The sequence below is a fragment of the Promicromonospora sp. NPDC090134 genome (assembly GCF_044746965.1).
Taxonomy (GTDB): domain Bacteria; phylum Actinomycetota; class Actinomycetes; order Actinomycetales; family Cellulomonadaceae; genus Promicromonospora.
In genome coordinates this window covers 221,949-245,637 of the sequence record NZ_JBIVCZ010000010.1, presented here as the reverse complement: position 1 = coordinate 245,637, position 23,689 = coordinate 221,949, and the positions used below count along the sequence as shown (strand labels likewise).

The 23,689-nt window shown below is 69.3% G+C and carries 26 protein-coding genes; 13 read left to right on the top strand and 13 right to left on the bottom strand.

Annotation, left to right across the window (positions count from 1 at the left end; all coding sequences use genetic code 11):
* The 7 genes from ACIPN7_RS24600 to ACIPN7_RS24570 form a co-directional block, all read right to left on the bottom strand.
* On the bottom strand, positions 1–1,353 hold the full coding sequence (locus ACIPN7_RS24600) for an MFS transporter (protein WP_400548707.1): 1,353 nt from the start codon (positions 1,351–1,353) through the stop codon (positions 1–3).
* A gap of 68 nt (positions 1,354–1,421) precedes the next feature.
* Positions 1,422–2,474 carry a transporter gene (locus ACIPN7_RS24595; protein ID WP_400548704.1) on the bottom strand — a complete coding sequence of 351 codons (1,053 nt, stop codon included), beginning with the start codon at positions 2,472–2,474 and terminating at the stop codon, positions 1,422–1,424.
* A 164-nt stretch (positions 2,475–2,638) separates the two neighbouring features.
* Positions 2,639–3,151 (bottom strand): CGNR zinc finger domain-containing protein, encoded by a 513-nt coding sequence (locus ACIPN7_RS24590; protein WP_400548701.1) that lies wholly within the window; start codon positions 3,149–3,151, stop codon positions 2,639–2,641.
* Positions 3,152–3,377: 226 nt separating this feature from the next.
* Positions 3,378–4,256, bottom strand: coding sequence for an alpha/beta fold hydrolase (locus tag ACIPN7_RS24585; RefSeq protein ID WP_400548761.1), 879 nt, complete (start codon positions 4,254–4,256; stop codon positions 3,378–3,380).
* A gap of 99 nt (positions 4,257–4,355) precedes the next feature.
* Complete coding sequence (locus tag ACIPN7_RS24580) at positions 4,356–4,817, bottom strand: nuclear transport factor 2 family protein (protein ID WP_400548698.1); 462 nt, start codon at positions 4,815–4,817, stop codon at positions 4,356–4,358.
* Between the two features lie 13 nt (positions 4,818–4,830).
* Entirely contained in the window at positions 4,831–5,763 is a 933-nt protein-coding gene (locus tag ACIPN7_RS24575; protein WP_400548695.1) for a pyridoxamine 5'-phosphate oxidase family protein, read from the bottom strand.
* Between the two features lie 23 nt (positions 5,764–5,786).
* Positions 5,787–6,326, bottom strand: coding sequence for a carboxymuconolactone decarboxylase family protein (locus ACIPN7_RS24570; protein WP_400548692.1), 540 nt, complete (start codon positions 6,324–6,326; stop codon positions 5,787–5,789).
* Between the two features lie 133 nt (positions 6,327–6,459).
* Between ACIPN7_RS24570 and ACIPN7_RS24565 the strand changes: the two genes are divergently transcribed.
* Entirely contained in the window at positions 6,460–7,050 is a 591-nt protein-coding gene (locus ACIPN7_RS24565; protein WP_400548689.1) for a CGNR zinc finger domain-containing protein, read from the top strand.
* A 30-nt stretch (positions 7,051–7,080) separates the two neighbouring features.
* Here the strand turns inward: ACIPN7_RS24565 and ACIPN7_RS24560 are convergent, their stop codons facing one another.
* The 3 genes from ACIPN7_RS24560 to ACIPN7_RS24550 form a co-directional block, all read right to left on the bottom strand.
* On the bottom strand, positions 7,081–7,755 hold the full coding sequence (locus tag ACIPN7_RS24560) for a nitroreductase family protein (RefSeq protein ID WP_400548686.1): 675 nt from the start codon (positions 7,753–7,755) through the stop codon (positions 7,081–7,083).
* A gap of 358 nt (positions 7,756–8,113) precedes the next feature.
* Positions 8,114–9,415 (bottom strand): endo-1,4-beta-xylanase, encoded by a 1,302-nt coding sequence (locus ACIPN7_RS24555; protein ID WP_400548683.1) that lies wholly within the window; start codon positions 9,413–9,415, stop codon positions 8,114–8,116.
* 20 nt (positions 9,416–9,435) lie between these two features.
* Positions 9,436–10,491, bottom strand: a complete 1,056-nt coding sequence (locus ACIPN7_RS24550) for a LacI family DNA-binding transcriptional regulator (protein ID WP_400548680.1) — start codon at positions 10,489–10,491, stop codon at positions 9,436–9,438.
* 153 nt (positions 10,492–10,644) lie between these two features.
* Here ACIPN7_RS24550 and ACIPN7_RS24545 point away from each other — a divergent pair, with 153 nt between their 5' ends.
* From ACIPN7_RS24545 to ACIPN7_RS24515, 7 genes are all read left to right on the top strand, one after another.
* Positions 10,645–12,027, top strand: a complete 1,383-nt coding sequence (locus ACIPN7_RS24545; protein WP_400548677.1) for an ABC transporter substrate-binding protein — start codon at positions 10,645–10,647, stop codon at positions 12,025–12,027.
* Positions 12,028–12,138: 111 nt separating this feature from the next.
* Positions 12,139–13,086 (top strand): carbohydrate ABC transporter permease, encoded by a 948-nt coding sequence (locus ACIPN7_RS24540; RefSeq protein WP_400548675.1) that lies wholly within the window; start codon positions 12,139–12,141, stop codon positions 13,084–13,086.
* A gap of 2 nt (positions 13,087–13,088) precedes the next feature.
* Complete coding sequence (locus ACIPN7_RS24535; RefSeq protein ID WP_400548672.1) at positions 13,089–13,877, top strand: carbohydrate ABC transporter permease; 789 nt, start codon at positions 13,089–13,091, stop codon at positions 13,875–13,877.
* A complete protein-coding gene (locus tag ACIPN7_RS24530; RefSeq protein WP_400548669.1) occupies positions 13,874–14,638 on the top strand; it encodes an SDR family oxidoreductase in 765 nt (254 codons plus the stop codon). Before ACIPN7_RS24535 ends, ACIPN7_RS24530 begins: the two co-directional genes overlap by 4 nt.
* A 65-nt stretch (positions 14,639–14,703) precedes the next feature.
* On the top strand, positions 14,704–15,777 hold the full coding sequence (locus ACIPN7_RS24525; RefSeq protein WP_400548666.1) for a Gfo/Idh/MocA family protein: 1,074 nt from the start codon (positions 14,704–14,706) through the stop codon (positions 15,775–15,777).
* On the top strand, positions 15,774–16,229 hold the full coding sequence (locus tag ACIPN7_RS24520; protein WP_400548663.1) for a VOC family protein: 456 nt from the start codon (positions 15,774–15,776) through the stop codon (positions 16,227–16,229). Before ACIPN7_RS24525 ends, ACIPN7_RS24520 begins: the two co-directional genes overlap by 4 nt.
* The gene (locus tag ACIPN7_RS24515) at positions 16,229–17,098 is read left to right on the top strand and encodes an amidohydrolase family protein (protein WP_400548660.1); all 870 of its coding nucleotides are present in this window, start codon (positions 16,229–16,231) and stop codon (positions 17,096–17,098) included. Before ACIPN7_RS24520 ends, ACIPN7_RS24515 begins: the two co-directional genes overlap by 1 nt.
* Positions 17,099–17,699: 601 nt before the next feature.
* On the opposite strand, the gene ACIPN7_RS24510 is transcribed toward ACIPN7_RS24515, so the two are convergent.
* The gene (locus ACIPN7_RS24510; protein WP_400548657.1) at positions 17,700–18,590 is read right to left on the bottom strand and encodes a LysR family transcriptional regulator; all 891 of its coding nucleotides are present in this window, start codon (positions 18,588–18,590) and stop codon (positions 17,700–17,702) included.
* A 157-nt stretch (positions 18,591–18,747) separates the two neighbouring features.
* On the opposite strand from ACIPN7_RS24510, the gene ACIPN7_RS24505 reads away from it, so the two are divergent.
* Positions 18,748–19,866, top strand: a complete 1,119-nt coding sequence (locus tag ACIPN7_RS24505) for a serine hydrolase domain-containing protein (RefSeq protein WP_400548654.1) — start codon at positions 18,748–18,750, stop codon at positions 19,864–19,866.
* Positions 19,867–20,003: 137 nt separating this feature from the next.
* On the opposite strand, the gene ACIPN7_RS24500 is transcribed toward ACIPN7_RS24505, so the two are convergent.
* Positions 20,004–20,558, bottom strand: coding sequence for an NADP-dependent oxidoreductase (locus ACIPN7_RS24500; RefSeq protein ID WP_400548651.1), 555 nt, complete (start codon positions 20,556–20,558; stop codon positions 20,004–20,006).
* A gap of 465 nt (positions 20,559–21,023) precedes the next feature.
* On the opposite strand from ACIPN7_RS24500, the gene trxA reads away from it, so the two are divergent.
* The 4 genes from trxA to ACIPN7_RS24480 all read left to right on the top strand — a co-directional run bounded on the left by trxA (position 21,024) and on the right by ACIPN7_RS24480 (position 22,986).
* Positions 21,024–21,395 carry a thioredoxin gene (gene trxA / locus ACIPN7_RS24495; RefSeq protein ID WP_400548648.1) on the top strand — a complete coding sequence of 124 codons (372 nt, stop codon included), beginning with the start codon at positions 21,024–21,026 and terminating at the stop codon, positions 21,393–21,395.
* 87 nt (positions 21,396–21,482) lie between these two features.
* A complete protein-coding gene (gene msrB / locus ACIPN7_RS24490) occupies positions 21,483–21,956 on the top strand; it encodes a peptide-methionine (R)-S-oxide reductase MsrB (RefSeq protein ID WP_400548645.1) in 474 nt (157 codons plus the stop codon).
* Entirely contained in the window at positions 21,953–22,507 is a 555-nt protein-coding gene (gene msrA, locus ACIPN7_RS24485; RefSeq protein ID WP_400548642.1) for a peptide-methionine (S)-S-oxide reductase MsrA, read from the top strand. Before msrB ends, msrA begins: the two co-directional genes overlap by 4 nt.
* A 110-nt stretch (positions 22,508–22,617) precedes the next feature.
* Complete coding sequence (locus ACIPN7_RS24480) at positions 22,618–22,986, top strand: GNAT family N-acetyltransferase (protein ID WP_400548639.1); 369 nt, start codon at positions 22,618–22,620, stop codon at positions 22,984–22,986.
* Between the two features lie 13 nt (positions 22,987–22,999).
* Here the strand turns inward: ACIPN7_RS24480 and ACIPN7_RS24475 are convergent, their stop codons facing one another.
* Complete coding sequence (locus tag ACIPN7_RS24475; protein ID WP_400548636.1) at positions 23,000–23,563, bottom strand: GNAT family N-acetyltransferase; 564 nt, start codon at positions 23,561–23,563, stop codon at positions 23,000–23,002.
* Between the last annotated feature and the right edge of the window lie 126 nt (positions 23,564–23,689).

Sequence of the window (23,689 nt, the reverse complement as noted above, 5' to 3'; positions counted from 1 at the left end):
TCAGTTCCTTTCAGATGCGACGCCGGCAGCTGGCCGGGTGAGGTTGTGACGGCGCCGCAGACCGACGAGTACAGTCGTCGCCCCGGCGAGGGAGAACAGGGTCGCCACGACGATCGCGGTGACGAAGCCTCGAACACCGATCGACGCCGTACTGGTGAGGATCGCGGCCAGGATCGCGACGCCGAGCCCGGATCCCACCTGGACGCTGGTGTTCACCAGCGCAGAGGCGATCCCCTGTCGGTCATCGGGCACGTCCTGGGTCGCACCGGTGAAGAAGGTCGGGAAGGCGAGGCCGTTGCCGATCCCGTGCAGCAGCAGGCCGGGGAGGATGCCGACCAGGTAGGACCCGGTGGCGATGGCGACCAGGAACCAGGCGATACCCAGCGCTTGCAGTGTCATGCCCAGCACGCCGGTGAGCGCCGGCCCGCGGGCGGCGATCAGCCGGACCGCGACGGTCTGCGTCACCACGATCGCGACGGCAAGGGGAAGAAGAGCCAGTCCTGCGTGCAGCGGGGAGAACCCGAGCTCGCTCCCGAGGTAGAGACTCGCCACGAACTGCCACCCGATGCTCGCTGCCGCCCAGAAGGCTGCGAGCACATTCGCGGTGCCGACGATGCCGACGCGGAGCAGCGGTAGAGGCAGGAGAGGGTCCGCGCCTCGCCGCTCGATCGAGACGAAGAGGACGAGCAGGGCAGCTCCCACGACTCCGGTCGCGAGGGCAAGGATTCCAGTGCCGGCGGTGGCAAAGGAGGTTACGGCGAACACGAGAAGGAGTAGCCCCGCGGTGGCCGTCGTGGCACCCCAGATGTCGAAGCGTCGGCGAATCCTGTCGCGATACGGGGCGTCGGCGGGGACCACGAAGGCAGTGAGGCCGCCGGCGAGCAGGGCCAGGGCACCGGGCACGAGCAGTGTGAGCCGCCAGTCGATGTTCGTCAGGACGCCCGACAGCGCGAGCCCGATACCGAACCCCATGGCGCCGGTGACCGAGTACGCGGCGATCGCCCGTGCCCGCGCTCGTGGTGAGGAGAAGTACGTGACCAGACTCGAGAGGGAGGCGGGAGCGACGAGAGCCGCACCCGCGCCAGCGACGACGCGGAACACGATCAGCGTCACCGCACCCGACGACATCCCCGCGCCGATGCTGCCGACAGCCAGCAGGGCAAGTCCTGCCACCAGGGTGCGTCGACGCCCGAGGACGTCTGTCACCCGGCCTCCGAGCAGGAGCAGTCCCCCGAAGGCGACGGTGTAGCCGGAAAGGACCCACTGCGCGATGTTCGTGTCCAGCCCGAGATCGGACTGGATCGCGGGCAGCGCGATCGTGAGCGAGGACACGTTCATCGCATCGAGGAACATCGCGGCACACAGCACGACGAGAACGACGATGTCTCGTGATCGGCTGACTGTCGAGCCGGTGGGGGCGTTCACTGTCGTGCTGCCAGCGCACCAGTGTGGGTCATCGCTGCGTTGGCGTCATCGGCGTCGGTGAGGACGGCCTCTTCATGACGGCGGGCCCGAGCGCCCAGGATGCCGGCGAGCGAGCGCACACCGATCCACGCGACGAACACTGTCGTGGCGACCGCAAGCACCAGGGCGATGTACTCCGCGCCAGGGACGGCACCTACTCCCAGCCAGGTGATGGTGTAGGACACGACGGCTGCGACGGGGAAGGTGAACGACCAGAACCCGAGCGTGAAGCTCAGGCGGCGGTAGCGGGGGATCAGGGCGATCTGCGCCATGGCGAGGATCGCTGTGAGGCCCGCGAACGCGAGCGACAGAGGCGTCGAGACGTGGTCGGTCAGCGCGAACAGCGCGAGGCCGCCAACGGCCGGCGGGGCCACCACGACGGCGAGCGTGGGGACGAGCGCGTCCGGCAGAGGCGGGCGGCTGATCAGGCGTGCGATCAGCAGGGTCGTCATCACGACCCAGAACAGGCTCGCGACCCCGAATGCCGCCCAGCCGAGAGCGCGCAGCCCGATGGCGTCTGCCGCGCTGGCCGCGACGAAGCCACCGGCGACGGTGGGCAGGAGGTAGCCGCCGTGCAGGGCGCCGAGCTCGATGTGCCCCGCGGTCCAGGTGCTGACCAGCCAGCCTGCGAAGACGCTCGCAGCGGTCAGAGAGACAAGGACCAGGACCGTTCCAGCGACAGGAGACCAGGTAACCAGGTCGCTACCGAGCAGCATGCCGATGACCGGCACGATCGCCGCGAGCGGGCCCTGCGCTGGGTGGCGCAGCTGGTCCTTCAGCGGACTCTTGACCCGGATGCCACGCACCACATGGGCTGTGATCAGCCAGACCATGGCCACCGCGGCAGTGCCCCAGAAAACCTGGGGCACTGCGGGGGGAAGCTCGACAACAGCCGAGGCTGCGGACCAGGTTTCCGCGACGCCCGCCACCCCAAGGGCTACCGCGAGGGTGTTCAGAGGTATGCGCGACGTTGCGGTGACTGCGGATCGACCGGCGGTGGCCTGTGTCATGTCTAACTCCTAAAGCGGTGTTTGGTGGTTAACACAGGCGTGGTCGCTTTTATGCCCAGCGCGAAACGCGGCTGGGTGGCGTGTGTTTTGCAGGGTGTGCGTCGGGCGCGTCGCGTGATCCCCGGGCCGGCCGGGGGGCTGTCAGGGATCCCTGGGGGGAGTGCTCAGGCGTTCGCCGAGCGGCGCGCCTGGTAGCGGCGGGCCTTGAGGCGATTGCCGCACGTGGCCATCGAGCACCACCGTGCTGTGTTCGGCTTGCTGTGGTCGATCAGGAACTTCGCGCACTCGGGATTCGCGCACGGCCGGAGGCGCCCCGGCATCTTCTCGGCGATCTCGTTCCACGCGAGGACGAGCCGAGCTGCCGGTAGATCGGACTCCGGAGCGTCGATCTCCCAGCGGACCGCGCCGTCCACGACGGAAGGGCGACTCTCGACCCCATCGAGGAAGCGGTTCAGGTCAGAGATCGGGGCCCGGGACCGGGTGACGGCCTGAAGGGTGTCCCTGGCGCTGCGGAGCTTCGCGATCTGCGAAGGCGACGGGGCGTCGCCGGTGAACGGTTTCACTATCTCCGCAGCGCGCACGGAATCGTCAAGATGATCGAGCTGTGAGCCGTCGACGACGGGCGTGCTGTTCATGACCGCCAGCAGCCCGGCTTCCGAATTCGTGTTCTGTTCCATCACGAAACACTCCCTCTCGGTAACCATCCTACCGCTGTTGGCTGGTTACAGAGCTGGGATCTGGGTCACGGCCGCGGCCGGTCTCCCGCTGACGTACTCGACAGCTTGCGCGGTGATCCCGTGTTGATCCCACGGGGCTGTGCCGAGGTCTGCGGCGAGTGCGCCGTCCTTGGCGTTGCGCACCCGCCGCCCAGAGTCGACGACCTCGTCGAGATGGAAGCTGACCTCAGCTGACCTTGCGCTCAAGGAAGTCGTGGATGAGCGGGAAGACCTCGTCGGGACGGTCCTCGAGCAGGAAGTGCCCGCTGTCGAACACGTGGAACTCAAGGTCCGTCAGGTCGCGCTTGTAGGGGTGGGCGCCGGCCTCGGGGAAGATGACGTCGTTGGAGCCCCAGACGATCAGTGTCGGCGGCTGCTTCGCGCGCAGCCATTCCTGCACCGCAGGGTAGAGGGCCGGGTTGGTGCCGTAGTCGAACAAGTAGTCGAGCTGGATCTGGTCGTTGCCCGGCCGGTCCATCAGCGCCTGGTCGATGACCCAGTTGTCCGGCGAGATGCGCGAGGGGTTAGCCATGCCGTCGGTGTACTGGAACTTCGTCGTCTCGATGGTGAGCAGGTTGCGCAGGGCGTCGCGGTTCTCGTCGGTCTGGTCGGCCCAGTAGCGCTTGATGGGCGCCCAGAAGTCGTTGTCCAGTCCTTCGTCGTAGGCGTTGCCGTTCTGCACGATCAGTGCGGTGACAGCGTCGGGGTGGGCGAGGGCGAGGCGCCAGGCGGTCGGTGCGCCGTAGTCGAAGACGTTCACCGCGTAGCGAGTGATGCCCAGACGGTCGAGGAGTTTCTGCACATGGTCGGCCGCGTTGTCGAAGGTGTACGCGAACTCAATGTGATCCGGGGCAGAGCTCTGACCGTAGCCCGGCAGGTCCGGCGCGATCACGCGGAAGCGATCGGCGAGGTAGGGGATCAGGTTGCGGAACATGTGCGACGAGGTGGGGAAGCCGTGCAGCAGCAGCACGACAGGCGCATCTCGTGGGCCCGCCTCGCGGTAGAAGATCTCCAAGCCGTCAAAGTTCTCGACCCTGTAGTCGACGACGGGAACTTTCGGTGGCATATTCACAATGATTCTCCTTGATAGCAGTGAGGGGTGTGAGTTCACAGCGGTACATCCACTATGCGCCTGCGAGCGGTTGGGTGGGCGGATGGACCCAAGTCACCAGATCGGGAGGTCGGCTCCGTGCTCGGCTCGGGAGCGCGCGCCGAAGATCCGGCGCTCGGACTCGGCGATCCGATGGTCGTTGATGGAGGCCTCCCGGCGGCTCATCAGTCCGTCCGGGTCGAACTCCCAGAGCTCGTTGCCGAAGCTGCGCCACCACCTGCCCTCGGCGTCGTGCCATTCGTACTGGAAGCGGACGGCGATGCGGTTGTCGTGGAAGCTCCACAGGCTCTTGCGGAGGGCGTAGTCCAGCTCGCGCTGCCACTTGGCGGCGAGGAAGTCGACGATCGCCGGGCGGCCGACGAGGTGCACGTCGCGGTTGCGCCAGACGGAGTCGGGCGTATAGGCGAGGGCCACCCGCTGGGGGTCGCGGCTGTTCCACCCGTCCTCTGCGGCCTGGACCTTCTGCAGCGCGGTCTCCAGGCTGAACGGGGGGAGCGGTGGGCGCGGGCCGGTCATCAGGTGTCCTTTTTCAGTCGGTCAGTGCGGGGTTTCGCGGGTAGGCAAGGTGCCTGGTCTCGTGCGCTCCGAGCGCGCGCCCGGCCACCAGCCGGTCGAGGCTGAAGCGGGCGATGCGGCCGGTGCGGCCGTCGTCGCCGGCGCGGCCCACCTCGCCCCATTCGATCTGTGTGGTGCCCGACAGGTGCAGCGTGCGGCCGCTGGGGAAGTCGAAGAACAGGAGGGCGGCCTCCGGGTCGACGGCGAGGTTGCCGAAGCTGTTGAAGAGGTTGTTGCCCTTGTAGTCGGGCCACCACAGGCCGTCGGTGTCGACCCGGACGAAGCCGGGTGGACCGCCACGGTGCGAGGCGTCAGCCCCTCGCTCGGGGTTCACGGTGCCGAGAAAGAAGGTGTCGGCCGACCGGATCAGATCGATGTCGTCCGCGGACAGCTCCGTGCCCCGGCGGACGTCCTGCGCGGAGGTGCGGCCACCGTCGTCCTGGGTCAGCAACCGCTGCTGGATGTACTGCGGGCAGTTGCCGTAGGCCTGCTCCACCTCGACCTCGAGCAGGTCGTCGATGCTCGCCACGACCAGGCCGTTGATGCGGACCCGGCGGCGGGTGGCGAACTCCACGGCCGTCATGCCCAGCTTCTGTCCCACGGGGATCCCGTGCAGCGGGTCGCCGGCGGGGATCCGGGCATGGACGGCCAGGGTGGTCGCGGAGCGCACGTCGAGAAAGCCGGGAGGGCCGACGATGGGGGACGTCCAGAGCCGCCCGCTCGGGTCCCGGCCGGTGATGACGAGGAACGTGCGGTCGGCGAGGAACCCCGCGATCCCTCCGGAGAGCTCGACGGGCTCCAGCATCCGAGACATCCGGGCGGCGTCCTCCTGGACGCCGGCCTTGCGCTGGACGTCCAGCTCGCCGGGGTGGAACCCCGCGTCTGCGGACAGATTTTGCTTGATCACGATCGTGCCCTTCCGTGGCGCGGCTACAGCTCGGTGACTGGCCAGTCGTTCTCCACGCCGGCGAGGATGTTGAAGTAGTTGGTCAGGGTGTTGAGCGCCAGGTTGGCGACGACTTCACCGATCTCGTTGTCGGTCACGCCTGCGGTGCGGGCCTCTCCGACGGTGGCTGCCGAAACGTCTCCGGCGTTCTCTGCGACGGCGTTGGAGAACCTGAGGAGGGCCGCGATGTGCGGATCGGCCGACTCGCCGCGGCGCGCCGCGTCAAGCTCGGCGGCATCGACCTTGGCGCTGGTGGCTGCGGTGTAGGTGTGCGCCGAGAGGCAGTACTCGCACCCGTTGAGCTGTGCGGTCGCGATCGCGAGGCGCTCGCGTACGGCAGCAGGGAGGCTGCCGGAACCCACGGCGCCCGAGAGCGCCAGGTAGCTCTTCAGGAGAGCCGGACTGTTGGCCATGGCCTTCGCCATGTTCGGAACCCGGCCGAGACCCTTCTGGACCTGGTCCAACAGCTCCGCGGCGGCCCCGGTTGCCGACTCCGGCTGGATGGGGGTGATGGTCATGCTCATGCCTCGACTCCGTTCTAACGGTTGAATACGGCAGCATCCGTTAGAAGTTCTACACCCTTCTTCTCACGGATGCAAGCGCCTCCACCCGTGATAAGATCTCGCTGTGACCGATCGAGACACGCACCGAGCCTGGATGCTCCCCGAGGAGTCCCTGCCGGTTCGTCTGATGTCGACCATCTGGGCGGACGGGGACGGGCTCCACGACGACCTCAGCGAACCCGGGGACGTGGACGCGTGGCTCGACGCCGTCGGCGTCAGTCGGTTCGGCGCCCAGGCGACATCGGCAGAGCTCGCCTCGGCGAGGGCGCTGCGTGATGCGGCGCGCTACCTGGCCGGACAGGTGACAGGGGACCATCGGGAGCATGCCCGAGCTCCGGTTCCGGACGTTGACGCCGCCGTACGGCGCGTCAACGAAACGGCCGCGCTGTTGCCGCCGCCTCGGCTGGAGGTGGCGGGCGAGGCGGTCCGCGAGGGTGTCGCGATCGACGGCTCGGCGGTGACCGCCGCCCTGGCTCGCGTGGCCCAAGAAGTGGTCGCGCTGGTCGGCGGCGACGACGCGGTCAGGCTACGCGCCTGCTACGCGCCGGGGTGCGTCCTGTACTTCGTCAAGACACACCCGCGGCGGGAGTGGTGCTCCGTGACCTGCGGCAACCGGGTTCGCGCGGCCCGGCACTACGAAAAGACGCGCGAGGCCACGCACGGCACAAAGGCGCGGCAAGCCTGACCTTGGCGCTCATGCCGTGCTGGCCTCCAGCTACCAGCGGTTCCAGTGCGTGAACTCCTCCGCGTCCGCCCGCGGACCGGGCTTGAAGTCGGTGCCGACGGTGTACGCGACCGGGGTGAGGGCGACCTGGACGACGGTCTCGAAGGGGAGGCCGAGCAGGTCCGCCATCTCCCGCTCGTAGGTCAGGTGAGCGGTGGTCCAGGCGGTGCCGAGGCCGCGTTCGCGGGCGGCGAGCATGAAGCTCCAGAAGGCGGGGACGGCTGAACCCCAGCTGCCGGCCTGGCCGCGGACAGTCTCCAGGTCTGTCCGATCGGTGACGCGCAGCGTGGGGATCATCAGCACGGGCATCTCGTGGAGATGCCGTGCTAGGTGTCCGAGGCTGTCGACGATCCTGGCCCACTCCGGTGAGGCGAAGCTCATCCGGGAGGGAGGCGGGCCGACGCGACGGTCACCCGGCGCGCCCGCGGTCAGCCCGGCGTGCCAGAGGCGGGCGACGTCGAGCTTGGTGGCGGGATCGTCGATGAAGACGAAGTCCCACTGCTGACGGTTGCGCCCCGAAGGCGCTTGGGTGGCGATGTGCACGCATTCCTGGATGAGGTCCCGGGGGACTGCGCGCGTGTGGTCGAGGCGCTTGCGGACCGCGCGGGTCGTGGTCAGGACCTCGTCGGCGCTCAGCCCGAGGGTGGGAAAGATCTGCTCCGTCATGGGTTCCTCTCGTGCGGCGGAGGGGGTCCGCTTGCTAGCTGGGCAGCCCACCGAGCATGAACGTTGATGGCGCCCAGCGCTCGCCCGGTCTGTGTCCGTGCCTGTGGTCGATGGATGGCCACCAACCCCATCATCCTGAACAACGGGCATCGAGATGCCCGTCATCGGCTTCAGGGTCTTCGAGTCCCCGGCCGGGGAGACCGCGACCTCGGTCGCCGAAGCGCTGCGCAGTCGGGTCAGAATCGGGACAGGGGCCCTTGGTGTTAACGAACGGCTGCTGCGAGCACCACAGTGGTTGTGCTCGCTCGGGGGCCAGAGGCCAACAGATCCGCCTCGACGTTCACCGGCATCCGCACCGTCATCTTGCGTCTTGGAGCCTGGGCAACAGGGGGACCGATCCGGCCTGCTCACCGGCGGGCAGCGTGAGCTCGGCGACGTCGCCGCCGACGGTGACCCGGAAGTCGCCCGCGAAGGCGTCCACCCGGACCTGTCCGTGCTCGTCGGTCCGCGTCGTCGTCGGGGGCAGCCACCAGGCGCCCTTGACGAGGCCCCGCAGGGCGTCGTAGGCGGGCTTGGGCGTGCCGTCGGCGCGCACCAGCCCGCACGGGGCGCCCAGCCAGGCGCCCTCGTCGGTGAGCCCCCAGTAGTTCACGGCCTGGACGGCGGGGTGCGCCACGAGCTGGCCGTAGTGGCGCACGATCTCATCGGCCTGCCGGGCCTCGCCCTCCGGCGTTGAGGGCCAGGAGTCGACCACGTGGTCGTTCAGGTCGGTGACGTCGGCGGGCATGAGGTCGCCCGACAGCAGCGTGTTCTCCGTGAGGTGGAGCGGCAGGCCGAAGCGGGCGAACCGGTCGAGCACGTCGGCGAAGTACCCCTCGCCGCGGTAGCCCTGGTGCATGTGCGACTGGAGCCCGAGTGCGTCGATCCGCACCCCGGCGTCGAGCACCTCCTCGACGAGCCGCTCGTAGTCGGCCGACAGGTTGAAGTCGTTGAGCAGGAGGGTGACGGACGGGTCGGCCTCGCGGGCGGCGTCGACGGCGAGCCGCACCATGCCGACCCGGCCGAGGCGCTGCGCCAGGCGGGTGACCGCGTTGTCCTCGCGGTCGAAGACCGGCATGATCACGGTCTCGTTGATGGCGTCCCAGGTGGGCACGACGTCGCCGAGCCCAGAGACCTCACGGCGGATCCGGAGCCGGATCTCACGTTCGACGTCTTCGTCGCCGAGATCCAGGAGCCACGTGGGTGCCATCGTGTGCCAGAGCAGGGGGTGCCCCTTGACGGTGACGCCGCGCTCGGCGAACCAGGCGGCGGTGCGCCGCAGCCGGTCGGTGTCGGGCGCGCCGCGCTCCGGCTCGAACCCGCGCCAGTAGAACGGCAGCGTCACCTGGTTGAACAGGTCGAACCACAGCGGCGCGAGCGTGCGGGCGGTCTCGACCGAGGCGCCGCCGAACGGGGAGTAGAGCGGCGTCGTGGTGAGGCCGTTGGCCAGGCCGACGAAGTCGAAGCCGATGTTGCCGAACAGGAACGCGTGCCGGGTCTGCTCGATCTGGACCTCGCGCCCGGCCAGCGGCTGCCCCGCGGCGTCGAGGACCGTGACGGTGGCCCGGGTGTGCCGGTGCGCGAAGCGGGGATCGGCGGAGATCGCGACGGAGTGGTCCATGAAAAGTTTCCTTGGGTGTTTCAGCGTCGCGGGGCGGCCGTGGAGTGGCGTTCGACGAGCGAGGTGGCGAGCTCGGTGCGCGGAGCGGGCCGCAGCTCGTTGCGGGACATCTCGATGACGATCCGGGCAGCCTCGCGGCCCATCTCGAGCAGTGGCTGGCGCACCGTCGTCAGGTGGGGCGTGATCCACTGGCACAGCTCGACATCGTCGAACCCGACGACGGAGAGGTCCTCCGGGACGGTGAGCCCGAGCTCCTCCGCCGCGAGGTAGACGCCGTAGGCCTGCTCGTCCGATCCGGAGACGACGGCGGTGGGGCGGTCCGGGCGGTCCAGCAGGTCCCGCCCGTGCGTGCGGCCGCCCGTGACCAGCGAGTCGCCGTGCCGGACGAGCGAGTCGTCGACGGGGAGCCCGTGCCGCTGGAGCGCGCTGCGGTAGCCGTCGAGACGGTCGCGGTGCGACTCCTCGTCCATGGGCCCGGTGATCACGGCGATGCGCGTGTGGCCCAGCGCGATGAGGTGCTCGGTGGCGTCGCGCCCGCCGGCCCAGTTGGTGGCGGCCACCGTGGGCAGCGCCGGGGCGGCGGCCCCGACCGGGTCGACCAGGACGACGGGCATGCGCAGGCGGGACAGCTCGGTCTCGACCGAGTCGTGCACGTGCGCCGCCACGAGCACCACGCCCTCCGAGCCGCGCTCGGCGAGGTGGTCCACCCACGCGGCGGTGCCGAACGAGTCGCCGCTGCTGGTCGTGAGCACCAGGTCGAGGCCGAGTCGGGCGGCCTCGGTCTGTGCGCCGCGCAGCAGGGTCGTGGCCCACTGGGTGTCGAGGGTCTCGATCACGAAGTCGACGAGCCCGCTCCCGGCGCCCGGGTGCGGGCGGCGCTGCTCGTAGCCGCGCTCGGCGAGCACTTGCTCGACCTGGCGGCGGGTGGCCGCGGACACCCCCGGTCGGCCGTTGAGCACCTTGGAGACGGTGGGGGTCGAGACCCCGGCGGCCTCGGCCACTTCGGCGATGGTGACTCCGCCGCGTCGCTCCTTGCGCCCCGCGCCGGCCTCGGGCCTCGTGGCCGTCCCTGTCATCTCGCGCCCTTCCTTTGTCGCCGGACCGTGCTGACGACGGGTGTTGACGTCGTCGTGAGCGGACTCTATCGTACCGGAAAGCGAAAGCATTAAAGAAACTTTCGCACCTCGCTGGTACCGCATCGGTCGCGAGGACGAGGAAAGGACGCAGAGATGCAGACGTCGAAGAAGACGTTGTCGGCCCGTCGAGTCGGTGCCGTCGCGGCGGTGGCCGCGGCGAGCCTGCTCCTGGCGGCGTGCACCCTGGGTGGCCAGGGCGGCGCGACGACAGGTGACGCGACCAAGGGCAGCATCACGTGGTGGGGCTGGACCCCCGACGCGAACAACGCAGAGAAGCTGATCGCGGCCTTCAACGAGGAGTACCCCGACATCGAGGTCGAGTTCGTCTCGAAGCCGATCGACAGCTACGACTCGGTCCTCTCGCCGGCCATCACGTCGTCGGACGGGCCGGACGTGTTCAACGTCGCGCCGGGTTCTGCGAACGGCGGAGTCGACACCTTCGGGCCGGGTGCGATCGACCTGACGCCCGCCGTCGAGAAGGCGCTGGGGTCGGACTGGTCGAGCAAGGTCTCCGAGCTGGGTGTCAGCGGTCTCACCGTCGAGGACAAGCTGGTCGGGCTCTCCGCCGGCGCCGTCTACTCCGGAAACCTCTGGATCAACCAGGGGATCTTCGACGAGTACGGCCTCGAGCCCCCGACCGACCTCGCCTCCTGGAAGCAGGTGTGCGAGACGCTCGAGGCGGCGGGCGAAGGCTGCTTCGTCCAGGGCGCCGGCCAGTGGGCGTTCGACATGGACACGTTCGAGGCCATCGTCGAGAACATCGAGCCGGGCCTCTACCAGAAGGCGTCGGTCGGCGAGGCGTCGTACACCGAGGGCGACTCGGGCCAGAAGTTCACGCAGGCGATGGAGATCTGGAAGTCGCTGTTCGACGAGGGCATCATGCAGGAGGGCGCCGTCGGCCTGCAGCAGTACCCCGACGCGAACAACGAGTTCATGCAGGGCAAGTACGCCATGATCATGATGGGCTCCTGGTACACCCAGTACGCCGTCAAGGACTCGATGGTCACGGCCATGGAGGCGGCCGGGGTGTCCGACCCGGATCCGATCACCCTCGTCCCTGTCGACTTCCCCGACCTCGCCGGCACCGGCAACGTGGGCAACATGTTCGGCGACGCGGACTACGGCCTGGCCGTCTCCGGCCGCTCGGACAACCAGGCGGCCGCGACCACGTTCGTCACCTGGCTCGCTACGTCGCAGGCCGGCCAGCAGTCCGTGGCCGACACCCTGAACAACATCCCCGCGCTGTCCGGCATCACCCCGGAATGGGACCAGATCGACCTGGTGGACCCGAAGGCGCAGGCGGACGTCCTGTCCGCTTACACCGAGCAGGCCGCAGCGGCCACGCAGCCGCGGTTCGCCTCGATCAGCTCCGAGCTCAACACCGCCTTCCGCGACGCCCTGGTCGGCGTCGCCGGCGGCGACGTGTCGGTCCCGGACGCGCTCGGGAACCTCCAGAGCGTCGTCGACCCGGAGTGACAGACCGGGGTGGGCCGGCCGACCCCTTGCGGCCGGCCCATCCCTCCACAGGGCACGAGGCGCCCGCCCTGAGCGCCGCCCGCACCGCCCCCGACACCCGAAGGACACGCAATGAGCCTCAGCGCAACGCTGCCTGACGCCGCGACACCCACCGGAGGCGCGCCAGCAGCGCAGCCACGCCGCCGGGGGCTGAAGCCGACGGCGAACGGCCTGCCGTGGATCCTGCCCGCGATCGTCGTCGTGGTCGGCCTGATCTACTTCTCGATCGGCTACACCGGCTACGTCTCCACCCTCGACTGGAACGGCTTTATCCTCACCGAGCCCACGTTCCTGGGGTTCCAGAACTTCTCGGAGATGTTCGCCGACCCCGTCTTCTGGAAGGCGCTGGCGCACACCGCCGTCTTCTACGTCGTCACGTTCACCGTGCAGACGGCGCTCGGCTTCACGTTCGCCGCGCTCATGCACTCCCAGGTGTACCTGCGCGGGGTGTACAAGGTGGTCATCTTCGTGCCGACCGTGCTCGCCCCCGCCACCATGGCGCCCGTCTTCCGCCAGATCTTCGACGCGGACGGGCAGCTCAACACGTTCCTGAGGGCAGTCGGGCTCGACGGCCTCGCGCAGACCTGGCTGGCCGGCGGCACGACCGCGATGGGCGTGGTCATGCTCGCCACGATCTGGCAGTGGACCGGCCTGACCTTCATCCTCTTCTACGCCGCCATGAGCCAGATCGACACCGAGATCCTCGAGGCGGCCCGCGTGGACGGCGCCGGGAACCTGCGCACCCTGTGGTCGGTCGTGTGGCCGATGTGCAAGGGCACCACGGTGGCGCTCGCGACGCTCGGCCTGATCGGGGCGCTCAAGACGTTCGACTGGCCGTACCTCATCACCAAGGGCGGCCCCAACTACGCGACCGAGTTCCTGGGCACGTACATCTACCACACGATGTTGTCGGAGAAGCGGTTCGGCTACGCCGCCGCGATCTCCGTCGCGCTCCTCGTCCTCGCGCTCGCCTGCGGCGTCTTCATGTCGCTGCGCAACCGTCGTGAGGGGAAGGCCTGACCATGCTCGTGACACGTTCGTTCACCTCGAAGGTGGTCATCCAGGTCGTCGTGACGCTGATGGCCCTGCCCTTCCTCCTGCCGCTGGTGGCGATGGTCCAGGGGTCGCTCGGCGGCCGGGGCCTCGGCAACTACGTCAAGGTGTGGGAGACCGGGGTGCTGCCCACCTACCTGCTCAACTCGGTGCTGATCTCGGTGTTCGCGATCCTGATCGTCTACGCCTGCACGATGCTCGCGGCGTTCGGGTTCTCCAAGCTGCGCATCGCGGGCAAGGAGCTCTGGTTCTGGGCGCTGCTCCTGGCCCTGACCATGCCCGAGGCGGTGCTGCTCACCCCGCTGTTCGTCACCGCCTCGACCTTCGACATGTACAACCAGCTCGTCGCGGTCATCCTGCCCGTCGCCGCGCTGCAGATCCCGTTCACGACGCTGCTGGCCCGCAACTTCTACGACGGCATCCCGTCCGAGATCATGGACGCCGCCCGCGTCGACGGCGCCAACATCTGGCAGGTCTTCTGGCGGGTGGTCCTGCCGCTGACCCGTCCGATCGCGGCCGCGATCGTCGTCCTCACGCTCATCGCCGCGTGGAACGCGTACCTGCTGCCGATGCTCATGCTCAACGACCCGGGCCGGCAGGTCCTGACGCTGCTCCCGTCGTACTTCGTCAGCCAGTACACGAACGACCAGACCGGGGTGCTCGCCGCGGCGGTCATCGCCGCCGTCCCCATGCTCGTCGCCTACCTCGCGCTGCAGAAGTACTTCGAGCGCGGTCTCGCGGCGGGCGCGCTCAAGTGACCACCAAGGAGAGCCCCGTGGGCATGCTCGAAGGAAGGCTCGCCGTCGTCACGGCGGGGACGGCGGGCATCGGCCTGGCGGTCGCCACCCGGTTCGTCGCCGAGGGCGCGACGGTCGTCGTCACGTCCCCGACCGCGGCCTCGGTGGACGCCGCTGTCGCCCGGCTCGGGCCACGTGCGGTCGGCGTGGTCGGCGACGCCTCCAGCGTCGAGGATCTCGCGCGGCTGGCGGACGCCGTCGCCCGGCTGGGCCGGAAGGTCGACGTCCTGCACGTCAACGCGGGCCGCGACGTCGAACCGACACCGGTGACCGGGATGACGCCGGAGAAGTTCGACGCCGTCGCGGGGCTCACCTTCCGCGGTGCCCTCTTCACGGTGCAGGCGCTCGCCGCGCACCTGGCCGACGGCGCGTCGATCGTGCTCACGTCGTCCATCGCGGGCACCAACGGTGGGCCCGGCCACGCCGTCTACAACGCGAGCAAGGCCGCGGTGCGGTCCCTGGCCCGCACCCTCACGGCCGAGCTCGGCCACCGGGGGATCAGGGCGAACGCCGTGAGCCCGGGCCCGACGCGGACCGCCGGCTTCGACGCGTTCACCGGCGGTTCGGACGACGTCGAGGCGGCAGTCGTCGCCCACATCCCGCTGGGCCGGGTCGGGCTCCCCGAGGAGGTCGCCGCCGCGGTGTGCTTCCTGGCGAGCGACGAGTCGAGCTTCGTCGCCGGGATCGAGCTCACCGTGGACGGCGGCATGAGCCAGGTCTGACGCCGCCGGACCGCAAGCACCGACGTATGGCCGAGTACTGACGTATGACCGAAAGGACACCACCCATGAGCAACCCCGCACGTTTCGCCGTCATCGGGACCGGATGGCGCGCGCAGTTCCACCTGCGCGTCGCCGCCGCGGATCCTGGCCGGCTCGAGGCGGTCGCCGTCATGGCGCGCGACCAGTCGAAGGCCGACGCCCTCTCCGCCCGCTACGGCGTGGCCGGTGTGACCACCATCGACGATCTCCTTGCCCACGAGCCGGAGTTCGTGGTCGCCGACGTCTCGTGGCCCGCCATGCCCGGCATCCTGAAGGAGCTGACCGCTCGCGGCGTCCGGGTGCTGGCCGAGACCCCACCCGCGCCGGACCTGGCGGGCCTCCGCGACCTCTGGACCACCATCACCGACGAGTCCCTGGTCCAGGTGGCCGAGCAGTACGTGCTGATGCCCGGCCACGCCGCCCGCCTGGCCGTGATCGGTGAGGGCGTGATCGGCACGCCGCAGGCGGTCGAGATCGCCTCGACGCACCTGTACCACGCGACGTCGCTCATCCGCGCGTTCCTGGACGTCGGCACGGAACGTGCGGTCGTGTCCGGGCGCACCTTCGAGACCCGGATGGCGCTGCCGCTCGGGTTCGACGGCTGGAACACGGATCCGCAGCCCGAGGTGCAGACGTCGACCTACGCGACGCTCGACTTCGGCGACGGGCGCGTCGGAGTGTACGACTTCATGAACATGCAGTGGTGGAACCCGCTGCTGGCGCGGCGCATCGTCGTGCGCGGCACGCTCGGCGAGCTGGTCGACGACACCGTGACCTCGTGGGACGGCCACGACCCGGTCACCTCCCGGATCGAGTACCGCCGTACGGGTGTGGACATGAACCTCGAGGGCAACGAGGTGGTCCACGCCTCGTTCAACGGCAAGGTGGTGTGGCGCAACGACTGGGTGGGCACCCGCCTGTCGGAGGACGACCTCGCGGTCGCCGACAACCTCGTCGCCGTCGGCGCGTGGGCCCGCGGCGAGGGCGAGGGGCCGTACTCGCTCGCCTCGGCCTGCCAGGACCACGCCCTCGGCCTCGCGATCGAGGAGTCCGCGCGCACCCACCAGGACGTCGTCGTGGCGAAGGAGCCGTGGGCATGAGCGCCCCGGTGCCCGTCAGCGGGCTGATCCAGGTGGCACTCGTGGTGGAGGACATCGAGGCGTCGCTGGACCGGTGGTGCGCCCTGTTCGACATCGAGCGGCCCGAGGTCGTGACGCTGGGCCGGCCCAACCACGACGAGACCTACCGGGGGGAGCCCGCCGACTACCGGCTGCGGCTCGCCGTGATCATGGTCCCCGGCAGCCAGGTGGTCATCGAGCTCAACGAGCCCGACGCCAACCCGTCGACGTTCCGCGAGTTCCTGACGAAGCACGGCGAGGGGGTGCACCACCTCGGCTTCGCCGTCGGTGACGCCCGCGACGCCGTCGTCGGCGACCTCGAGACGGCGGGCTTCGCCAAGCGTGTCGAGGCCTACTACCCGGGCGGCTCCTGGACCGTCATGGACACCGAGGCCGCGCTCGGTGTCAACCTGAACATCAAGCCGCACGCCTGATGTCCGTAGACGCCCCCGCGTTCGTCGACGCGCACGTGCACCTGTGGGACCGGCGCGAGCGGGACCTCGGGTACGCGTGGCTGGACGGCGACGACTTCCCCTTCGGGGACCTCGTCGCCGTCCGCACGGCCCGCTACTCCGTACCAGAGCTGTGGGCCGAGGGGCGGTTCGCGGGGCTCACCAAGGTGGTGCACATGAACGCCGCGTCCGGTGCCCGCGACCCCGTCGCGGAGACGGCCTGGCTCCAGCGGCTGGCCGACGAGACCGGCTGGCCGCACGCCGCCGTCGTGACCTGCGACCTCGCCGCGCCCGACGTCGCCGACCAGCTCGCCCGGCACCGCGCCCACCGCGTCTTCCGGGGCGTCCGGGAGATGGGGCCAGCCGCACGGTTCGCGGACCCCGCGTTCCGCCGCGGGTACGCCGAGCTCGGCCGGGTGGGTGGACTGTTCTTCCACACCGTCGGCCTCGGGAACGCGGCCGCGGCGCTCGCCCTCGTACGCGCTCACCCCGAGACTGCCTTCGTGCTCGACCAGGCCGGCATGCCCCCGGACCGCAGCGCCCAGACGTTCACGACCTGGGAGGGCATGCTGCGAGCGCTCGCGGCGGAGCCGAACACGCTCTGCAAGGTGTCGTCGCTCGGGATGGCCGACCCGGGCTGGACACCTGTGTCGCGGCGCCCGTGGGTGCTGGCCCCGATCGAGGCGTTCGGGGCCGACCGTGTGTTCCTCGGGTCGAACTGGCCGGTCGAGCGGTTGTACTCCAGCTACACCGACGTGGTCGAGGCGTTCCGGTACGCGACCGCGGACCTGACGGCCGGCGAGCGGAACGCGGTCATGGCGGGCACGGCGGAGCGAGTCTTCGGGATCTAGGTGTGATGTCCAGGGAGGTTGTTCAGTCTGGTGATGGGTGGTTGGTTGCCGATCGCGCTGTGGAGTCTGACTCGCCAAACGGCTGGGTTTCGACCGCACGATCACGTTCGTCGACGAGGCCGTCCCCGCCTTTCAGGAACGCACCGGGCCCGCCTACCGCCGGCTCCTGGACCACCTTGCACGAAGCACCACCGGCGCGACGGCCATGCCGCAGGGTCGGAACAGATCCCGCCGCGACAAGCGCCTCAGCGCTGACACGGTTCGTGACACAGTTGCCTGATTCTCAGGTGCTCTGCCACGCAATCTGACACAGTTGCAGCGCCCACCCCTGCCTACGGTTGCCCAGCGTTGTGGTCTCGCGGCAATGTGGTTGCCGCAGCCCAGGAACGGCAGAAATGAGCCGTTCCGGCCGCCCGCTACGCGCGAGTGGCGCGGCTCACCAAGCGCCTCGCGAGCAGTCTCCTCAGCTTTCCGTGGAACAGAAGATGTTCCGCCGCACGTCCGGCTGATCCGCGGTGGTGGAGGCCGCTGACCTGGTGAACGACCAGGTCAGCGGCCTTTGTCGTCCGCGCGCAGAACGAGTGGGGGCGTTACGCAGGCGTCAGAGCTGTCGTGGGCCGAGGTCGCTCAGCACCGCGGTGAGGTTGCGGATGCCCGCGTTGTCGTTGTCGGCCTTCCAGATCGGGCCCCAGCTGATCCTCCAGTCCTGGCGGAACGGCCGGTAGGTGAGGTCGGGGCGCCGGTAGTAGCGGGCCGCGTGCCCGCCGAGCGGTTGGGCGACCTCGCCGTTCGCGGTGGCGCTGAAGGCCTGTTCGAGGTCCGCGATCACCGGACCGCGCGTGATGGTGCGCCCTCCCGGTGTCTGGAACGGGTTGAAGACGTCCAGGTACTCGTCCGCGAAGGCACCGGCGGTGTCGATCACCTCGAAGGCGGCGAGATCCTCCAGGTTGACCGCGTCGGCGCGGGCCAGCTCGTGGTCGAGCGCGAGGGCCACGACCATCGGCTCGGTGAACATGACCGGCCCGCTCGTGAGGTCGGGCTCGCTCATGGGTAGCCACCCGATGTACACATCGACGTCACCCTGCCGCAGTGCGGCCATGGCGTTGCTGAACGGCTGGTAGCGCACTCGAAGATCCCAGGTGGGGTGGGCCGCCCGAAACGCGTCCCAGTACGGCCGCAGCTCCAGGGTGTTGCTGGCGGCGGTCCCGACGCGCAGCACGCCGGCCCGTCCGCTCGCGGCCACGCGTGCTCGTTCGGTGCTGTCGGTGATGGCCCGGAGCAGGGGTCGCAGATCGTCCCGGAGCCGTTCGCCGATCGGCGTCAGGCGCACGACACGGCTGGTGCGGTGGAACAGCGGGGCGCCGATGCTGCGCTCCTGCTTCTTGATCGCCTGGCTGACCGCCGCCTGGGACAGGTGCAGGCGCTGCGCGGTCCGGCCGAAGTGGAGTTCTTCGGTGAGGGTCAGAAAGATCTCTATCTCGCGAAGCTCCATGTCGTTCCTGTCGTTCCTGTCGATCAGCGGTGGTGATCGCTGCGTTGCGATTTTCGCCGTTGTTGAGCGGTTTGGCCGGACTCGATGATATGCGGGGCGGCCAGGACGAGGTCCTGCGGTGCCGCCAACCTCCCCACAGATCGAAACGGAGCCAACCATGAACGCGCCATCCCTCCCCACCCTGGTGCCGGCTGACCGCGACCAGCTGCAGCGAGACATCGAGACCATGGTCGAGGCCGGGTTCACCGGGGTGCAGCTGCGCGTGCACGACGAGCAGGGCGACTGGACCGGCGTCGCCGGCCGGCGGTCGCTGGACGACACCGCCCCGCCGTCGACCGACGGGCACGTCCGGATCGGCAGCAACACCAAGACCTTCGCCGCGACCGTGGCGCTGGCGCTGGTCGGCGAGAACGTGCTCAGCCTGGACGCGTCGGTGCACGACCACCTGCCCGAGCTTCGGCTGGACCCGCGCATCACCCTGCGGATGCTGCTCCAGCACACCAGCGGCGTCTTCAACTTCACCGGTGAGTACTACGACGACGGGACGTTCGTGCCCGGCATCCCCGCGACGCAGTCGGGCAAGGAATGGGTGGACAACCGGTTCCGGACCTACGCACCGGAGGAGCTCGTCGGGATCGCGCTGTCCAACCCGGCTCGGTTCGAGCCGGGCACGGACTGGAGCTACTCCAACACCAACTATGTGCTGGTCCGGCTGCTGATCGAGCGGGTCACCGGCCGCTCGCTCGCCGAGGAGACGCAGCGGCTGGTCCTGGGGCCGCTCGCCCTGACCGGCACGGTGCTGCCGGGTACCTCGCAGGAGATCCCCGCCCCGTACTCCCACGCCTACTACCGGTACGACGACGGCGGCGAGGAGAAGACGGTCGACGTCACCCGGCACAACCCGTCCTGGATCGCCACCGGCGGCGACATGATCTCGACCACCCAGGACCTGCAGACGTTCATCACCGCGCTGCTCGCCGGCACGCTGCTGCCCGGGGCGCTGCTGACTGAGATGCTGACGCCGCACCCCAAGGCCGGCTACGGCCTGGGTGTGTTCGTGCAGCCGACCGAGGCGGGCGGCACCGTCATCACCCACAACGGCGGCATCGCGGGCCACGCCGCACTCATGTACAGCACCCCCGACGGCAGCCGCACACTGACCGCGGCCCTGCACTACGTGGACGACCCCACGATGTCGATGGGCGCCGCCTTCCAGCAGGCCACCCAGGTGCTCGTCCGGGCAGTGTTCGACGGCGGCGACGCGACCGTCCGGTAGCCCGACCGGCGTGCCGGGTCGGCAGCTTGGTCCTGCCCACGGACAGGGCGGCGGCCCGCACGAGGGCTCGTCGCTCTGTCCGGCGCCGCCGGAAGGGCGCCGGCGCGCAGGGTGCGCCCGTGTGATGCGGTCGAGCCCTACGGGCGAACGCGGATGATCGTCTTGCCCTTGGCCCGCTCCGTGGGGTTGAACGCGGCGACCGCCTCGTCAAGGCTCACGACGTCGGCGATGTTCGTCCGCAGGCGTCCGTCACGGACTCGCTGGGCGAGCTCGCTCAGCTGCGCGCGGTCGGCCTCGACGACGAAGTCGACAGCCAGCCCGTCGGCCGGTCGTGCCTCGGGCGGGCCGGCGATGCTGACGAGCGTTCCCCCTGCTCGCACCAGGGCGGCCGACCGCCGCTGGATGTCTCCGCCGATCATGTCGAAGACGAGATCGACCTCACCGACGTCCTCCAGCGAGTCGTCGCCGAGGTCGACGAACTCCTGCACGCCGAAGTCGAGCGCCGCCTGCCGGTCCGCCGTGCGCCCGGTGCCGATCACGTAGGCACCTGCCTCCCGGGCGAGCTGCACCACCATGGACCCGACGCCGCCGGCGGCACCGTGCACAAGAACGCTCTGCCCGACCTCGAGACGACCGTGGACGAACAGACCCTGCCACGCGGTCAGGCCCGAGATCGGCAGGCTCGCACCCACCGTGAAGTCGACGTCGCCGGGAAGTGGCGCGAGGTTGCGTGCCTCGACGGTGTCCGGTCACGCCCCAGACGGTCGGTCCAGGTACCGGGCCACGTCAGCTCACCCGGAGTGAATCCCGACGCGTGGACCTGTACGACGACGTCATTCCCGGCTGGCTCAGGCTCAGGACGGTCGGCCAAGGTCATCCCGGCCGTACCCGCGGCCTCGTCAGTCACCACGATGGCTCTCATCGGGCGCCTCCCCGTTTCGCTTGCGTCTCCTCAACCGTATTTCGGTTCATCACCGTTAGCGGCGCGAGACGCCGACGTCTTACGTGCCACTGCTGTCGCGATGCGCCGGCGGAGGCCTTGCTGTGTGCGTCCGGTAAGACGACGACGGGCGGTGACACCCACCAGACGAGGGTCGTGGCGGCTACGGGTGACGAAGCCCCTACATCACGACCCGTGCTTCGAGGAGAGGGAGACCATGGCGACCATCGAGCTCACGGACGGCAACTTCGAGCGCGCGATCAAGGACAACGACATCGTCCTGGTGGATTTCTGGGCTACCTGGTGCGGCCCCTGCCGGCAGTTCGCGCCGATCTTCGAGCAGTCCGCGAAGAAGAATCCCGACATCGTCCACGGCAAGCTCGACACCGAGGCTGCCGAACGTACCGCGGCGGCTGCCGGCATCACGGCGATCCCGACGCTGATGGCCTTCCGTGAAGGTGTCCTGGTGTTCAACCAGGCCGGCGCGCTTCCCGCCACGGCTCTCGCAGAGGTCGTCGACACGGTCCGGAAGCTCGACATGGACGAGGTTCGCAAGGACCTCGCGGCTCAGGACGAGCGACCCGCGTAGGGCGGGCGGGTGCTGGGACCACAACCGGGCACCACGACGTTGTGGGTAGTGACGACACCTCGCACTGGTGTCAGAAAGGAACGCGACATGGCACACGACTACAACACCTCACCTGAGGCGGTGCGCCGACTGACCAAGACACAGTTCCGTGTCACGCAGGAGGGCGGAACTGAGCCGGCGTTCAGGAACAAGTACTGGGACAACCACGAGTCCGGCATCTACGTCGACGTGGTCTCCGGCCAGCCCTTGTTCTCCTCGACCGACAAGTACGACAGCGGCACCGGCTGGCCGAGCTTCACCAGGCCGATCGGCGCAGGCACGGTCCGGGCCGTGACGGACAGGTCGTTCGGGATGGTGCGTACCGAGGTGCGCTCCACCGCCGCGGACAGCCACCTCGGGCACCTGTTCGGCGACGGTCCGACGGATCGCGGAGGCGAGCGCTACTGCATGAACTCAGCAGCACTGCGCTTCGTGCCGGTCGCCGAGCTGGAGGCACAGGGCTACGGCGAGTACCTGACCCTGTTCGAGACCACGTCGAGTACTGAAGGGCAGGGATCATGAGCAGCGGACCGAACGACACCGGACAGGTCGCACGCCGACCGGGAACCGAGACGGCCGTGCTGGCCGGCGGATGCTTCTGGGGCATGGAGGACCTGATCCGCCGACAGCCCGGCGTCCTGGCCACCCGCGTCGGATACACCGGCGGACACAACGATCACGCGACCTATCGAAACCACGCCGGGCACGCCGAGGCGGTCGAGATCGTCTTCGACCCGACCGCGACGAGCTACCGCGACATCCTGGCGTTCTTCTTCCAGATCCACGACCCGTCGACCCTCGATCGTCAGGGCAACGACATCGGGACGAGCTACCGCTCAGCGATCTTCCCGCTCACCCCCGAGCAGGAGACGGTCGCTCGCGACACGATCGCCGACGTCGACGCATCGGGCCTCTGGCCCGGAAAGGCGGTGACGACGATCGAGCCCGCAGGACCGTTCTGGGAGGCCGAACCCGAGCACCAGGACTACCTGATCACCTATCCGAACGGCTACACCTGCCACTTCCCGCGCCCGAACTGGGTGCTTCCGCGGCGCAGCACCACCTCCGCCTGACCGAGCAGGCGTGGCCCGCGCTCCGCGGGGGCCACGCCCCGGTTCTGCGGCCCGTGCCCAGGCGAGGCGGCGAGAGAACCCCACACCAGCCAGACCAAGAAGGAGCCTCAGTGAACGGCGCAGAGCTCGGACGTAACTCCGACGAACTTCGGGACGAGGTCGACGCAGACCGGTTCGAACTGGTCCGAGACGGCGAGGTGGCCGCGTGGATGAAGTACAAGCACCTCAAGCCGAACCGGTACGTGCTGCTGCACACCGAGGTGGACCAGGCTCAGCGAGGACACGGGGTCGGCAGGGTCGTCGTCGAGGCCGTGCTGGACGAGATCAGGTCACGGCAGGGGACCGTCACGGCGATCTGCCCCTACGTCGCGGACTACCTGGCCGGCACCGATCAGTACAGGGACCTCATCGATCCGAGCCATCCCGGGTATCCGAACCGCGCGGCGGCCGAGGGCGGAGACGGCACGATCCCCACGTGAACCGGCGCGTCCGCTACTGGTTGGGCAGGTCGAGATCACCCTTGCGCAGCCTGAAGACCTGAAGTCTCAGGTCGTAGTACTTCGTCGTCTCGCCGACCCATTCCATACCGATCTCGCGCGCGGTCCTGATCCCGTGATGATTTCCGGTGCGGACGACAGCGAACACCTCTTCCTCGTCGTGGGAGAACGCGTAGTGGGCGAGCGCGTGACCAGCCTCCGATCCCAGCCCTCGGCCCCAAGCACTCGGTGCGAACTGGTAGCCGAGCTCAAGGTCTTCCCCTTCTGGTGGAAGGCCGAGGATCTGCCCGGAACCGATCAGCTTCCCGTCGGCGAGGTCGTCGATCGCCCAGCGGCCCGTCGGCCGTCCTGTCTCGGTCTGTTCTGCGATCCAGTCTTCGATGATCGCCTGCATCCGCCCTGGCTCATCGATCCTGCCCATCGCGGGAGCCAACCAGCGCGCGACGTCGGCCTCCCCGTAGATCGCCAGCGCCTCGACGGAGTCGTCGGGCTGCCAGGGCCGCAGGCGGAGGCGTTGCGTCTCGATCGTGGTGCCGTCGATCGTGACTCGATGGCTCATTTCTCCTCCTGATGTGTCAAGACATGGGACCCGCGGGAGCCGGAGGACATGCCGGCTGGGACTGGCGTGACCGTACGCGAACTGGACGATCCCGTCCAGTTCCTGGCGGTCGCGGTCTGACGGCAC